This window comes from Cyanobacteria bacterium GSL.Bin1 (assembly GCA_009909085.1).
GTDB lineage: Bacteria > Cyanobacteriota > Cyanobacteriia > Cyanobacteriales > Rubidibacteraceae > Halothece.
On record JAAANX010000089.1, the window covers coordinates 1 to 12,886 of the forward strand.

Here is a 12,886-nt window from a genome sequence, read left to right on the forward strand (position 1 = left end):
ATGAGAAGCGAGAAAAATTTACCCTGATTCTCCTCCGAAGTTTGATGGTGGAATCAATCAATTCCCCTTGATATGATCGCCAAATGGACAATGTGACAGTTGAGGGTGCGGAATGTGGGTTCTACCATTTCGTCGTAATCCAATACTTCTACCTCTGGGAGGTCTTCGCTTCTGTTAATACTGGGAACGTCCTCTTCTGTCTCTTTCCACTGGGGAGACGCTTTAACAGTAAATACTTGTGCTTGTTCTTCTTTCTGTCGTTCCTTTTTCGTTTTCTTCTTCGCAACAAATTGATCGCGATCGCGCACTTCTTCACTAATGGAATGATTACTGAGCGTTTTTCCAGCGTTGCGAAGTTTCCGACTCATCGCTTTCGCTTCAGCAAGGGATAAGTGTTCCGTTTCCAAGTCCAGGGCATAAGCACGAGTGTGGTCGCACTGCTAAACATGATTACTGTACTCAACAGATAAGTCTTGTCCAGCACGGGTTTTAAGGGATAATTGTGAACCTCGCCAACCAGGGGAACGAATGCTCTTTTTCTTTTCCTGTGCTTCTATTACTGGCTGAAGAACACGATAAACAGTCATGTGACTGGGAGGTTTTAAGCCGAGTTCTCTCGCTTTTCCCTGAGTACGTAGATAAACCTGCTGACGGGTCATGCGCTTACTCCCTTTATTCCCCTCTCGATAGGTTTTCAGGATAAATTCTTCTAAACGAGAATCAATGCGATGATTTCCTTTATCGGAACGCTCCCCTGTCGATAGAGCGCTTAAACCTTCTTCCTCCCATCGCTTGATAAGCCGTTGAACGGTTCGCACCGACTTTCCTAACTTTTGCGCTGCCTCTTTCAGTTTCTTGCCATAGGTCGCGCGATTACAGGGGTCTTGAAGACTTTGAATAATCTCCAGCTTGAGTTTCGCTTCCTCGGAAAGGTCTTCAGAAAGATTGCCCTTTCCCCTTTTCCCCTATTGCCCTTTTTTTCGCGCTTCGCGCGATTTCGACGTAATTTTTTGTTAAGAAACCAACTGTGACCCAAGAGTTGCCTATCATCCAAAAGGTTTACGACCTCATCCTGTGGTACGTACCGATCGCGAACTGCCTCCCGCGCGACCATAAGTATTTATTGGGAGACCGAATTATTTCAAGATTATACGAACTGCTAGAAGAATTGATTCTGGCTCGCTATGCTAAAGAAAAGCTTGCTCAACTGGAACGGCTCAACAGCAAGCTCAATATCCTGCGATATCAAACCCATTTATTGCTGGATTTCGATCTCATCTCTACCCAGCGTTACGAGTACGCCAGCAAGCTTATCGATGGTATTGGCGTTGACTTGGGAGGCTGGATTCAGCAACAGCGCTGTCTTAGGAGCAAAGGATGAAACGTTACGGACATTTGTGGCATCAGATCGTTGCCTTCGAGAATATTCTGGACGCCTCTCGCAAAGCTCAGCGCGGTAAGCGCTTCCGGAGTAACGTTTTGGCGTTTAACTACAACCTAGAACAGGAATTGCTACTCCTAAAGTCCGAGTTGGAGTCGAAAACCTACCAACCGGGTGAATACCGTACCTTTGAAATCCGCGAACCCAAACGCCGCACTATTTCCGCAGCCCCCTACCGCGATCGGGTCGTGCATCACGCTCTGTGCAACGTCATGGTTCCCATCTTTGAAGCTGCCTTTATTGCCGATTCCTATGCCAATCGTCTCGGTTATGGCACTCACCGAGCCTTGCATCGCTTTACCCAATTTGCGCGCTCCATCCAGCCGCTACGTCCTCCAGTGCGACATCAAAAAATACTTCCCCAGTATCGACTTAGAAATTCTCAAATCAATCCTGCGCCAGAAGATTAAGTGCCGGGATACCTTATGGTTAATTGATACCATTATCGATGCCAGTAACGAACAAGAACCGATAAACGAGTACTTCCCTGGCGACACTTTAAGCAGTAGCCACTTCTGAACGAAAAATGATTCACCCCTTGTTTCGTCGGCACCGTTGAGAACAATATTTGACTTCATCCCAACAATCTGCCCATTTTTTGCGCCAAGTAAAGGGGCGCCCACAAACCACACAAGTTTTTGTTGGTAAATCAGATTTTTTGCGTTGCCGTGCCATAAAACTGAAGGATGTTAGTGAATGAGCGTTGGGTATCGCCAACTGCCGAGTCCTACCAAAATAATCGTAATTCCTAAGAGAATTGTCCAATCTAAAAGTAGAGGATGCTATTCCTGAGTGAACAACTACTATCAAAATTAGCCAGTTACTCTAAGATAACGAATTCAATCGTTGACAACAGCCTTTTCTGCTGGGGGTTGGGACAATCACTGTTTTGATTCTGATAAACTGTAGGCAATTGTGACCCCCAAATATTTGTATATTTCTGCAAAAGATATTCTCAGCAATCCTCGCTACCATCAGGGTAAAGGCGTTGTGAGCAACGTAGTGTGTCGGATCAAAAAATCGTTAATAAAAATATGACAGATACCCAAACCATCTTAGAAGCACTCCGTCCTGTACAAGACCCAGAATTGCAAAAAAGTCTGGTCGAACTAAACATGATTCGAGATATCACTTTGGATGAGGGGGCTTTGAGTTTTAAGCTCGTGCTAACAACCCCAGCTTGCCCTCTCAAAGAAATGATCGTGGATGATTGTAAAAAAGCGGTACAAGATTTGCCGGGCGTGGAGACGGTTGATGTGGAAGTCACTTCAGAAACCCCTCAACAGAAGTCGCTTCCCGACCGAGAAGCGGTGCCAGGGGTCAAAAATATCGTCGCTATTTCCAGTGGAAAAGGCGGAGTTGGAAAAAGCTCGGTTGCAGTGAATATAGCAGTTTCCCTGGCGCAAACGGGTGCCAAAGTTGGCTTGTTAGATGCCGATATTTATGGTCCCAATGCCCCGAGTATGTTGGGATTAGCGGAGGCAAAAGTCCGGGTGCAAGAATCGCCCAAAGGAGAAGTTTTAGAACCGGCATTTAATCACGGCGTGAAGTTAGTTTCGATGGGCTTTCTGATTGATCCTGACCAACCTGTGGTTTGGCGGGGACCGATGCTCAACGGCATTATCCGTCAGTTTCTCTATCAAGTGAACTGGGGCGAATTAGATTATTTAGTGGTCGATTTACCCCCCGGAACTGGAGATGCTCAGTTGACCCTTGCCCAAGCCGTTCCCATGTCTGGAGCAGTGATTGTGACCACACCTCAAGATGTGTCCTTAATGGATGCCCGGAGAGGATTGAAAATGTTTGAGCAGCTCAATGTCAACGTTTTGGGGCTTGTGGAGAATATGAGTTATTTTATCCCCCCAGACTTGCCCGATCGCCGCTATGATTTATTTGGCTCCGGTGGCGGTGAGAAAGCAGCCAAAGAATTGAATGTACCATTGGTGGGCTGTATTCCCCTCGAAATTTCCTTACGGGAAGGGGGCGATCGCGGTATTCCCATTGTGATTTCTCATCCCAACTCCGCCTCTGCCCAAGCTCTCCGCTCAATCGCCGAACAAGTGGCGGCTAAAATCTCGGTTGTTGCCTTAACCTAAGTCGTGCCCCATGGCTCAGCTTCCCCGGAAAAAGTTCAGTTTACGCCGGTTCATTGCCCCTTGGCAGCAAATGGACTGGTTTTTACTCCTTCTCGTTGCTGGAATTACGGTTTGGGGCGGTTTCATAATTGGCAGTACGCAACTGAATGAAACCGCTAACAACTCAGTTCAGCACTGGATCATGGGTGGGATTGGTCTGGCACTGAGCTTTTTCATTGCTCGCTGGCGCTATGAGCGTTTACTTTCTTACTTTTGGATTGTGTATGGAATCACGAATCTCTCTTTGGTAGCCGTTTTGTTAGTGGGTGTTGCCGCAAAAGGGGCGCAACGCTGGATTACCATTGCTGGGTTTAATTTACAGCCTTCTGAATTTGCCAAATTAGGCGTGATTATTACCTTGGCTGCCCTCCTTCATCATCGTCCAGCCGAAACCTTACCCGCGATGTTTCGGGCATTACTGGTGGTAGCTGTGCCATGGGGATTAGTCTTTTTACAACCAGATTTAGGAACTTCTTTAGTCTTTGGCGCGATCGCGCTGGGAATGTTGTATTGGGCAAATGCTAATTTCGGCTGGTTGCTGTTACTAGTTTCTCCAGCCGTGGCAGCTATCTTATTTAATCTCTATGTTCCAGGGTGGTTAGGTTGGGCTGCATTGATGTTTGTGATTGCTTGGCGCACCCTCCCCTGGGGCTGGTTAGCCGGTTGTGGCGCAATTGCCGTCAATTTTGTTGCGGGGGGCTTGGGGAATCTCTTTTGGGGGTTGCTCAAAGACTATCAAAAAAACCGTCTTATCCTGTTTCTAGACCCGAATCAAGATCCCCTCGGGGGCGGCTATCACTTAATTCAATCTCGCATTGCCATTGGTGCTGGAGAACTGTGGGGACGAGGCTTACATCAAGGCACGCAAACCCAATTAGACTTTATTCCCGAACAACACACCGACTTTATTTTCAGTGCTGTAGGGGAAGAATTAGGCTTTATCGGGAGTTTTGGGTTAATTGTCCTATTCTGGTTCGTTTGTGTCCGCTTATTGGTCATTGCCCTCAAGGCCAAAGATAACTTTGGTTCCCTCCTCGCGATCGGCACTCTGACGATGATTGTGTTTCAAGTTCTGGTCAATGTTGGGATGACGATTGGGCTTGCTCCCATCACTGGACTTCCCCTCCCTTGGATGAGTTATGGGCGTTCTGCAATCTTGATGAACTTTATGGCAATTGGTTTAGTTGAATCGGTGGCCAACTATAAGCAACGGACTACCTTCTTTCGTTAATGGGAAGATTGCTTTTCTTGGCGAGTCTCAGCTGACTTTGATTCCGAACTCAGATTAATCGAGTTTATATTGAGCAAGAAGGTCTAGGTTTTGCTGTACCCTGCTTTGAAGCTCGTCTACGATTTGAGTAATGGTTGCAGCACGATGTTCTTTTTGGGAACCAGCTAAGCCATCGCCTTGGAAAGCAGGAAAGGAGTCTTTAAGATTCATGGGTTTGCCGATATAAACGAGAGCTTGGCGATAGTCTTTCGGTGGGGGTCGGTCAATGCCAAAGACTTCTCGTTCTAGGCGCGTGAGGGTATCGAGATATCTCTCTTGGGAGGGGTTTTCTGCAACGTAACCATCATAAATCGCATCAAAATTGAGGACTCGCCAGAGGGAATGGCGAATAAAATCAGTCCTCCAGATTTGACCAAACTGATCTTCCCAAGAGGGTTCTGATAAGCTTTCTGTTATTGGAGATGGAGCCGGGAAAGATATCGCTGGGCCCTCCATCTTATTTTCTTCGTTAGTTACTCCTTCTAATAAATATTGCAGCTTATAGACCCGTTCGCGATCCGGAATTTCTTCTGAAGTTTTAACATCAAAAAACTGTTCAATGGTCTCTAAGATTCTCGCTTTGAGATAAGGAATTCGCTCATTCATAGTAGCTCCCTCTAAACCGGCAAAGGCATAATCTTGCTCACAAAGCTGTAAGACCTTTTCTCCGACGGTTCGCAAGCGTTGATATTGATCGCCTTGAGCGGTAAGATTTAACTCCTTTTCCAATCGTTGTAAAAGCTGACGAATAATTAGTGTCACATCACGGGGATAACGGTATTTGATCGAAATCGGAATTGCATACAGGTCAGGAATTTCTCCCTTCTGCTTTTGGTCACGATTGAGGGCTTGGAAAGCGAGTTGGATCGCTCCTGTACGGAAGGGACTAACGCGATCATTTTGGAAAGAACAGCCTCCCTCCGGGAAAATCACCAATCGACTATTCGGTTGACTCAAAATTTCTAGGGTATGACGCACACTGTTTCGATCTGGTAAACCTCGTTTAATGGAATAAACCCCAAGCCGTTGTAAGAAAGGACCAAGATAACCGCGTAAAGCAAGATGATCAGCCAGGTAATAAAACATTTCTCCTAGCTGAGCGGAAAGCAGAAACATAACAATTGGATCTTGGAAGGTGGGATGATTGGCTAAGAATAGGATTCGTTTATTTTTGAGTGCTGCCAGTTCCTGTTCATAGCTCGGCACAATAACAACATCCAGTTTGTTCAGCCAACGACAGATGAAAGGAGATACAAATTGCACAAAGCGAACCAACCAAGGAGTGAGTTGGCTCGGGTAAAACTCTTTTTGTTTTGAAGAAGAGGCAGAATGGCTCATAGCAAAGTACATTCATCTGATAGGGTTATAGTCATCAGTCATATATTTGTACGATTATCGTAACCCTCGTACAGAAAAAACACCGTTCTGGAAATGTTTTATGGGATACTCTCCCGTGATATGTACAGCCCTAGGTTTTCAGGTGCGGAATGCACCGGTGGATTTCTGCGGGAGAAGTGAAATAGCCCGAACTAAAGCCTACAAGATCTACGGGTTGTTCTGGTGAAAAGTTTCTGGTCATGTAGTTTCCAATCTGCCGTACCCAATGTTCTAGTCCGAGTTCTCCAGTTCTTGGTTCAAGACTAAAGGAATGGGTACACCATCCTAAATGACTAAGATAATCTGCCAGTTTACCCATTTGAAGATGGCTAGAAATTCGACCGTGGAGAAGAAGGACAGGATTATGAGTAGACATCGCGTTGATACGAATTCATTCTCTAGTGAAGTGCCAGCGATCCCCCCAGCAATGACCTCATGCTAACTTAACCTTGAACACTATATAAATAAAATGCGCGATCGCGCTTGATAAAGAGATTATTTCAATTTGAGAGATTCCAACTCAGTATAATGAATATTTTTATTGCTCGTGATTTGAATGATTTTGCCCGCTGCATCATGATCCGAACGCTAGTATTTGTCGTGGAACAAAACATCTCGGCTGCAATTGAAACGGATGAATTTGAAAAGACCGCAACTCATTATCTCGTTACGGATGAAGGCAAAGCCCTAGCAACAGCGCGTTGGCGACGAATTGATGAGCAGACAGCTAAAATTGAGCGGGTTGCTGTTTTAAAAGACGCACGGGGCAAGGGGGTTGGAACAAAGTTGATGCGCTATATCCTGAATGCAATTCACTCTGACCGAAAGCTCCAAGCGATTAAAGTGGGTTCGCAAAACTCAGCGATTCCGTTTTATGAAAAACTAGGATTTCAGATCATTGGCGAGGAATATCTGGATGCCGATATTCCTCATCAGATGATGGTCAAAAACAATTCGGATACAAATTCACCTTAATTCCCCCTCTCACCCTTAATCTTTCCTTACTCTAGCGAAAGAAATCTCATCCAAATCTTGATAAGATGAGAAGCTATCGAGAGGGTTAACTCAGCAAATGAAACTTTATTATATCCCTACCACCCGGGCGGTTCGTCCTCGTTGGCTCCTGGAAGAAATGGAACTACCTTACGAACTTGTCCAAGTCACTATGGAAATGTCTCGTCAACCGGAGTATAAAACGCTTCATCCTCATGGTAAAGTTCCTGTTTTGGCGGATCAAAAAGTGACGATTTATGAGTCAGCAGCGATTTGTGCCTACTTAGCGGATGAATATCCCGAGCTAAACTTCGCTCCTTCTTTGCAAAGTCCAGCGCGAGGATATTATTACCAATGGCTATTTTATAGTTCTCTTACTCTAGAACCGCCTGTGGAGCAATATATGTTTCACGTGTTGCCCGATTTGCCAGAAAAAGTATTACCCAAGACTCAACAAACAAGAGTTTCTCCAGAAGACGCTCTGCAATGGTTTGCTCAAGTTTGTGACCCCTTAAATAAAATTTTGAAGGATAACGATTATTTGGTAGAAAACCGCTTTACCACCGCAGATATCATCACGGGTGGGGTTTTGTATTGGGCATATCGACTCGGGATGATGAAAGAGGAAACACCTGTGAAAACTTATCTGACTCGGTTGATGGAACGTCCTGCTTTTCAGCGAGCGGATGAAAATCGGTATGTTGCTGTGGAGTGATTTTCGGTTCTTTACTCCAAGAACATCATCCCTTCTTCTTCCAGGAAAAAACAATCCTCATTATCATTTCTGGTTACGGTTGGGAAAGGAACCAGATTTTAAGAGACCTGATTGCGCTTTTAGCAGTATTCAACGCGATCGCGTCAAAGATTGGGTGAGCCTTGGGGTCAATCGGAGGGTAAAATAGAATGCTGATTGCGATAAGCCAAGGACTTGCGAGTGAATGATTTCTAGTAACGATTTTAGAACGGGAATGACCATCGAACTTGAAGGGAATGTCTGGCGCGTTGTCGAGTTTCTGCACGTGAAGCCAGGAAAAGGATCAGCCTTTGTGCGCACCAAATTGAAAAATGTCCAGAGTGGCAATGTGGTGGAACGAACCTTCCGCGCCGGCGAAACAGTTCCCCAAGCCACCCTAGAAAAACGGTCAATGCAACACACTTATAAAGAAGGGGATGAATACGTTTTCATGGACATGGAATCTTTTGAAGAAGTGCGGATCCCGCCCGAAACCATCGGCGATCGCGCCAAATACATTAATGAAGGCATGGAAATTAGTGCCGTCTACTGGGAAGGCAATATTCTTGAGGTGGAAGTTCCCAACTCGGTTGTTTTAGAAGTGGTGGAGACGGATCCAGGGGTAAAAGGCGATACCGCGACCGGCGGCAGTAAGCCGGCAACGGTGGAAACAGGGGCGCAAGTCATGGTTCCCTTGTTTATCTCGGTTGGGGAGCGCATTAAAATTGATACCCGTAACGACACTTATGTCGGTCGTGAGTCATAAGGAAGATTTGTCTCGAACCAACTCACTTGGGAAAATAAGATGAAAACTGTTGAATAGGATAGATGATTGGTGTCAATAGACTTTAAAGAAATTCGTGAACTCCTCAATGCCATTTCCCAGGCTGATGTTGCTGAATTTAGCCTGAAAAGCGATCAGTTTGAACTGACAGTGCGCAAAGGACTCGCTACGGGGACAACCGAAACGCCAGTTCCCCCCTCTCCTCAACCGCAACCTGCCCCAACTGAAAATCCGCCGGCTGAAGAAAGCGCGATCGCGCCCCCTCCCGAAAAAAACGATTGGGAAGCGATCACTTCTCCCATTGTCGGAACCTTTTACGAAGCCCCTGCACCGGGAGAGCCAGCTTTTGTTAAAGTCGGCGACCACATTCAAACGAATCAAACCGTTTGTATTGTGGAAGCCATGAAAATTATGAATGAAATTGAAGCTGAGGTTTCAGGACAAGTGATGGAAATAACGGTTCAAAATGGCGAACCAGTGGAATTTGGTCAAACCCTGATGCGAATTAAGCCTGATTAAGAATTACAGCTCATAATTGGCTCGAAACTCATTGCGGGTTAGGGGTTGAGGAATATAAACTCCTTCTCCCCCTAAATATTCCAGCGGTTCTCCTTCCACTTCTAACCAAATTTTTGCTTCTGGATCTAAACTGGTCGCGGTATACAACACCTGTCCCACGCGACCAATCATGGAAGCACTCCCGCCGCCAAAGGTAAATTCTTGAGAAAGATCAACATGAATGCCATCTCCTTGGAAACTGACACTCCGCAGTTGCGTGGCTTCAGGAATTGTACTGGTATAGTTCCCTTCCTGGGTTCCTGCCAGCAGTTTTTGCAGCGCTTTTTCCACGACAACCCTCTCTTCCGCTTGTTCAATCAGCATTGGTTTGGCTGCTAACTCAATTTGGTTCTCAGTAACTTTTAGCCAATAAACTTGTGCTTCCACATTCTCTGAGGTCGGATTTTCCGAGGAGTTCGAGCGGTTTGGCTGAGTTAGACTTGTTATCCAAGCTGGAGTTGGTTCTCCTTTAATTACTATCCACGCCCACCACGCAGCAAACCCACCTGCGATGATCAGGACGCTAGAAACGCCAGCAATCAAACCTGTTGAAAATTGATAACCTTTTTTCTGCTCTTGCATAGTCACCTTTTGGGGGATGGGTATTAGGTTAGGGAGAAGTTGAGAAAGAGTTATTTCTCAGAAAGATTTCGGAGAATCGCCTCTTGCCCCGTTTGCAATTTGTACAAACGCTGCTAATTTTACCTCATCTTCTTCTATTTTTAATTGTAAAAGCCTTGCTATCATCTTTTCTTCATTTAAGGTACCCAAATTAAAGCGAGCGCTAATTCTTTCGCTAACAATCGTTACAAGTCTTGGCGGAAGTGGTTTTCCATCTACCGTCACCTTAGGCTCAACTAAACTTAATTTTTTCCCTTGTTGAATTTTAATTCCCAATTCAACATGGAGATCAAATTCTCGAAATTGATTGTTTGGATGACGGGATACCTGTGGATCGAGATTAACTGTTAGGCGATTATTATCTTTAAAGTTGACCGTAGTGCTTAATAATTCGTAATGTTGATTACAGCCACTGGGGAGTTGTTCGACAATTCGTTGCGCCATCGCGTTGAAGCGCGTCTTGACCCCTGGAGAGTCTAAGAAGCGATTAAGATCCGTCTCATTAAGAGAGACTTGCAATGCAGCATTTAGTGGTTCCTCGAGGACAGATTGGACTTGTGGAAATGACCCGAATTTTCCTCCTCGCAAAGCAGCCCAGTCAGTGGCGATTGGATCCGTTTCAATGGCAAGGGATTTTAGACGTAAATGCGGTGTCAAATCGACCCCACGACTTAGAGCGCAGCATGGGAGTGCTGTTTATTCTAGTCGCAATCCTCGATAAACCTCCCAAGTGGTACTATTCCGTGCGAAGTCGCCAAATTGGAGAGTGTCGGTTTCTTCATTTTGGGTGCGGCGTAAATGGACACGAATTCGAGCGAATAACTCTTCAACACTAAACGGTTTAACCACATCATCGTCTGCACTCGCATCTAATCCCGCCACGCGATCACTGGCTTCTACTTTGACAGTATAGGTTTCATCACTAACGTCGGTAACTGTCACATTGGCTTGAGCATTTTTCCATAGCGAGGAAAGGCTTGTCCTAATTCACAGCCAATGGGACCCGCGCCAATGACAGCTAACGATTCTGGACGTTCTTTCAGGGAAAAGACTTGTTCGTTAGTTAAAAAGCCTGCTTCTTCTATAACATAACTAACGAGCAGTACCTTGAACATAGCACAGTTAATAGGCAGGTTCTAATCCCTTTGAAGATGTTGTGGATTTCCGTAGTCTTCTTGGTAAGCGATGCATTAACAGGAGATAGATCGCTGGGGCAAAATAGAGCGCCATCACTGAAGATCCGGCAATTCCGCCCGCGATCGCGATGGCTAGAGGTTGCCAAAACGGATCGCCTGCAGCCAGTAGCGGAACAAAGCCCATTATGGTGGTTACCGTAGTCGTGAGGACATGGGGCGTTGCAAAGACAATGCTAATTGTCTTCTGGTGTTCGCGCTTTGCCCTTTCCAAAAGCGATCACTTGTTGTCCTCCAATCGAAAATTTGCAGTTGTGATGAAATCGCGGTTTTTTTCATTTGTTTTACTGCCTATGATCGCTCGCTACTCCTCGATTTGGAATGTCACATTAAATCGTTGGACAATGGAAGGATCACCTGACCAGGGTCGCCATTCCTTGAGTTGTAATCTGGCGATTCCTGTGGCTTTAGTTTTGAAATTAAAGATCCGTTCTCCTCCACCACCTATCCCTGCCTTCTCGGGGAGAGAAAATTCCGAACTTTGAAGTTCGATTGCCTGGGAATCTATTTGGTCGATTACCCATTCGTAGCCCGTGGTGGGGTTTTCTGCTAGCTTGATCGCGATCATATCGCCACGGCGAACGGTAAATGTTTTGCCTCGATCGGCCTGGGTAATAGTAAGTTGTGACACTGTCTTACTCTCGATACAGTTTGAATCATTAGTCACTAAGAATACCGTTGGAGTATTGAGATCATGCATAACTCCTGGATTAAACTCTAAAAGCAAAGCCAGAATAATGGGCATCAACATCAAGAACACGTCCTAAACTAAAATCCCATAGGCTTCATCAAAGGCTGCTTCGGCATAAGCATCAGAGGCATAAGCATATCCTCGATCACCCCAATCAGTTCCCCAACTGTTGCGGATGATGAATCTGTCAGCACTGTAGCCGACAATGACGATCGCGTGTCCGCCCCGAACCGTATCTGGTTGATAGACATCTAGGTTGCCGTCGGTGTTATCGGCATTAAACCAAGTTGCATCTACTCCCAGTCTGGTTAAAATTGGACCCTGGGTTGCCAGCCAATTTTTCCACTTTTCTGCTACTACTTGCCAGCTATTCCACCGTCTACGCAGAGTAAAGTAATTGGCAATTCTATACATTGATGCTAGAGCATAAAAGGCATTTTGGGATTTATGACTTAATTTATCGGGATCGAAGGGCAACTCATTTTCCGTTACACAACCATATCTGTGAATAATGGTCAGGGCTGCCTTCAAGCTGGTTCCAGGTCCTTCCAGGAATGTGGTGGGATAATGGGTAAATTCGTCCATTTCCTTGGCAGCCATCCAGACAAATCTTCTGGACAACCGTTTATCCTGATCTTGGGGAAAAATTCCCTTCTTGACCAAATGCCACCAGAAAATATCGGCAGTGGCAAAACCAACACATGCACCATGATTGGTTTGATCGCCAATCTCCCACCAATCATCTTCTCGTCGGTCTACCGAGGAGGGAATCTCCACTGGTTCGGCAGTCACGATCCCTGCTTCCAGGGCATTTTCTACGCCCCAATCTTGTTCAGTGTCGCGGGAGGGAATGCAATTCAAAATTCTTTCTGTTGGTTTGATATAGGTGGTCATAGTAAACCTCCAAAGTTAATGTGAGGGTTTTTAAGAGTTAGTTTGTTTAATGGGGCTTGCCTATTCTTCTCTAAGATCGCTTGTTGTCCCCCAATCAAATTTTGTAGCTCTAAGTATTGAAAATGACTTCGATAAACTACGAAATTTTTTGGGTAATTTAGTCGAAGAGTGATTGAAGAGCACTAAACCTGAGAAT

Annotated in this window: 17 protein-coding genes and 3 pseudogenes; 8 read left to right on the forward strand and 12 right to left on the reverse strand. The window is 45.5% G+C overall.

Features of this window, described 5'->3' with window-relative positions:
* Window positions 1-53: 53 nt before the first annotated feature.
* Together GVY04_11545 and GVY04_11550 are read right to left on the reverse strand one after the other, a co-directional pair.
* The gene (locus GVY04_11545; GenBank protein ID NBD16737.1) at window positions 54-368 is read right to left on the reverse strand and encodes a hypothetical protein; all 315 of its coding nucleotides are present in this window, start codon (window positions 366-368) and stop codon (window positions 54-56) included.
* A 75-nt stretch (window positions 369-443) separates the two neighbouring features.
* A pseudogene (locus GVY04_11550) lies at window positions 444-935 on the reverse strand (helix-turn-helix domain-containing protein).
* 92 nt (window positions 936-1,027) lie between these two features.
* Between GVY04_11550 and avd the strand changes: the two are divergent.
* A complete protein-coding gene (gene avd / locus GVY04_11555; protein NBD16738.1) occupies window positions 1,028-1,381 on the forward strand; it encodes a diversity-generating retroelement protein Avd in 354 nt (117 codons plus the stop codon).
* Window positions 1,378-1,942 (forward strand): annotated as a pseudogene (locus GVY04_11560) (RNA-dependent DNA polymerase). The gene avd and the pseudogene GVY04_11560 overlap by 4 nt, the downstream one beginning before the upstream one ends.
* 30 nt (window positions 1,943-1,972) lie before the next feature.
* Here GVY04_11560 and GVY04_11565 read toward each other — a convergent pair.
* Window positions 1,973-2,116, reverse strand: a complete 144-nt coding sequence (locus GVY04_11565) for a DUF2256 domain-containing protein (protein ID NBD16739.1) — start codon at window positions 2,114-2,116, stop codon at window positions 1,973-1,975.
* Window positions 2,117-2,475: 359 nt separating this feature from the next.
* Here GVY04_11565 and GVY04_11570 point away from each other — a divergent pair, with 359 nt between their 5' ends.
* Entirely contained in the window at window positions 2,476-3,537 is a 1,062-nt protein-coding gene (locus GVY04_11570) for a P-loop NTPase (GenBank protein NBD16740.1), read from the forward strand.
* A 10-nt stretch (window positions 3,538-3,547) separates the two neighbouring features.
* Complete coding sequence (gene rodA / locus GVY04_11575) at window positions 3,548-4,807, forward strand: rod shape-determining protein RodA (protein NBD16741.1); 1,260 nt, start codon at window positions 3,548-3,550, stop codon at window positions 4,805-4,807.
* Between the two features lie 54 nt (window positions 4,808-4,861).
* Here rodA and GVY04_11580 read toward each other — a convergent pair whose 3' ends face one another.
* On the reverse strand, window positions 4,862-6,184 hold the full coding sequence (locus GVY04_11580; protein ID NBD16742.1) for a 1-acyl-sn-glycerol-3-phosphate acyltransferase: 1,323 nt from the start codon (window positions 6,182-6,184) through the stop codon (window positions 4,862-4,864).
* Between the two features lie 184 nt (window positions 6,185-6,368).
* Window positions 6,369-6,608: pseudogene (locus GVY04_11585) on the reverse strand (lipase).
* A gap of 143 nt (window positions 6,609-6,751) precedes the next feature.
* Between GVY04_11585 and GVY04_11590 the strand changes: the two are divergent.
* The 4 genes from GVY04_11590 to accB all read left to right on the forward strand — a co-directional run bounded on the left by GVY04_11590 (window position 6,752) and on the right by accB (window position 9,252).
* Entirely contained in the window at window positions 6,752-7,198 is a 447-nt protein-coding gene (locus GVY04_11590; GenBank protein NBD16743.1) for a GNAT family N-acetyltransferase, read from the forward strand.
* Window positions 7,199-7,295: 97 nt separating this feature from the next.
* Window positions 7,296-7,931: a glutathione S-transferase family protein gene (locus GVY04_11595; protein ID NBD16744.1), complete on the forward strand. Its 636-nt coding sequence runs from the start codon at window positions 7,296-7,298 to the stop codon at window positions 7,929-7,931.
* Window positions 7,932-8,154: 223 nt separating this feature from the next.
* Window positions 8,155-8,715: an elongation factor P gene (efp, locus tag GVY04_11600; GenBank protein NBD16745.1), complete on the forward strand. Its 561-nt coding sequence runs from the start codon at window positions 8,155-8,157 to the stop codon at window positions 8,713-8,715.
* Between the two features lie 69 nt (window positions 8,716-8,784).
* The gene (accB, locus tag GVY04_11605; protein ID NBD16746.1) at window positions 8,785-9,252 is read left to right on the forward strand and encodes an acetyl-CoA carboxylase biotin carboxyl carrier protein; all 468 of its coding nucleotides are present in this window, start codon (window positions 8,785-8,787) and stop codon (window positions 9,250-9,252) included.
* Between the two features lie 3 nt (window positions 9,253-9,255).
* On the opposite strand, the gene GVY04_11610 is transcribed toward accB, so the two are convergent.
* From GVY04_11610 to GVY04_11640, 7 genes are all read right to left on the reverse strand, one after another.
* Complete coding sequence (locus GVY04_11610; GenBank protein ID NBD16747.1) at window positions 9,256-9,873, reverse strand: hypothetical protein; 618 nt, start codon at window positions 9,871-9,873, stop codon at window positions 9,256-9,258.
* 57 nt (window positions 9,874-9,930) lie between these two features.
* A complete protein-coding gene (locus GVY04_11615; GenBank protein ID NBD16748.1) occupies window positions 9,931-10,569 on the reverse strand; it encodes an LmeA family phospholipid-binding protein in 639 nt (212 codons plus the stop codon).
* A gap of 39 nt (window positions 10,570-10,608) precedes the next feature.
* On the reverse strand, window positions 10,609-10,854 hold the full coding sequence (locus GVY04_11620) for a hypothetical protein (GenBank protein ID NBD16749.1): 246 nt from the start codon (window positions 10,852-10,854) through the stop codon (window positions 10,609-10,611).
* On the reverse strand, window positions 10,851-11,027 hold the full coding sequence (locus GVY04_11625) for a hypothetical protein (GenBank protein ID NBD16750.1): 177 nt from the start codon (window positions 11,025-11,027) through the stop codon (window positions 10,851-10,853). The genes GVY04_11620 and GVY04_11625 overlap by 4 nt, the downstream gene beginning before the upstream one ends.
* 7 nt (window positions 11,028-11,034) lie before the next feature.
* On the reverse strand, window positions 11,035-11,319 hold the full coding sequence (locus GVY04_11630) for a hypothetical protein (protein NBD16751.1): 285 nt from the start codon (window positions 11,317-11,319) through the stop codon (window positions 11,035-11,037).
* Between the two features lie 90 nt (window positions 11,320-11,409).
* Window positions 11,410-11,736: a hypothetical protein gene (locus tag GVY04_11635; GenBank protein ID NBD16752.1), complete on the reverse strand. Its 327-nt coding sequence runs from the start codon at window positions 11,734-11,736 to the stop codon at window positions 11,410-11,412.
* A 132-nt stretch (window positions 11,737-11,868) separates the two neighbouring features.
* The gene (locus tag GVY04_11640) at window positions 11,869-12,690 is read right to left on the reverse strand and encodes a hypothetical protein (GenBank protein NBD16753.1); all 822 of its coding nucleotides are present in this window, start codon (window positions 12,688-12,690) and stop codon (window positions 11,869-11,871) included.
* Window positions 12,691-12,886: the final 196 nt, after the last annotated feature.

What these genes read in the sequence shown, in the direction of transcription:
- GVY04_11565 (NBD16739.1), bottom strand. Translation starts at nt 2,116, where the DNA reads ATGGCACGGCAACGCAAAAAATCTGATTTACCAACAAAAACTTGTGTG.
- rodA (NBD16741.1), top strand. Translation starts at nt 3,548, where the DNA reads ATGGCTCAGCTTCCCCGGAAAAAGTTCAGTTTACGCCGGTTCATTGCC.
- GVY04_11580 (NBD16742.1), bottom strand. Translation starts at nt 6,184, where the DNA reads ATGAGCCATTCTGCCTCTTCTTCAAAACAAAAAGAGTTTTACCCGAGC.
- GVY04_11570 (NBD16740.1), top strand. Translation starts at nt 2,476, where the DNA reads ATGACAGATACCCAAACCATCTTAGAAGCACTCCGTCCTGTACAAGAC.
- GVY04_11545 (NBD16737.1), bottom strand. Translation starts at nt 368, where the DNA reads ATGAGTCGGAAACTTCGCAACGCTGGAAAAACGCTCAGTAATCATTCC.
- GVY04_11640 (NBD16753.1), bottom strand. Translation starts at nt 12,690, where the DNA reads ATGACCACCTATATCAAACCAACAGAAAGAATTTTGAATTGCATTCCC.
- efp (NBD16745.1), top strand. Translation starts at nt 8,155, where the DNA reads ATGATTTCTAGTAACGATTTTAGAACGGGAATGACCATCGAACTTGAA.
- GVY04_11625 (NBD16750.1), bottom strand. Translation starts at nt 11,027, where the DNA reads ATGTTCAAGGTACTGCTCGTTAGTTATGTTATAGAAGAAGCAGGCTTT.
- GVY04_11590 (NBD16743.1), top strand. Translation starts at nt 6,752, where the DNA reads ATGAATATTTTTATTGCTCGTGATTTGAATGATTTTGCCCGCTGCATC.
- GVY04_11610 (NBD16747.1), bottom strand. Translation starts at nt 9,873, where the DNA reads ATGCAAGAGCAGAAAAAAGGTTATCAATTTTCAACAGGTTTGATTGCT.
- GVY04_11595 (NBD16744.1), top strand. Translation starts at nt 7,296, where the DNA reads ATGAAACTTTATTATATCCCTACCACCCGGGCGGTTCGTCCTCGTTGG.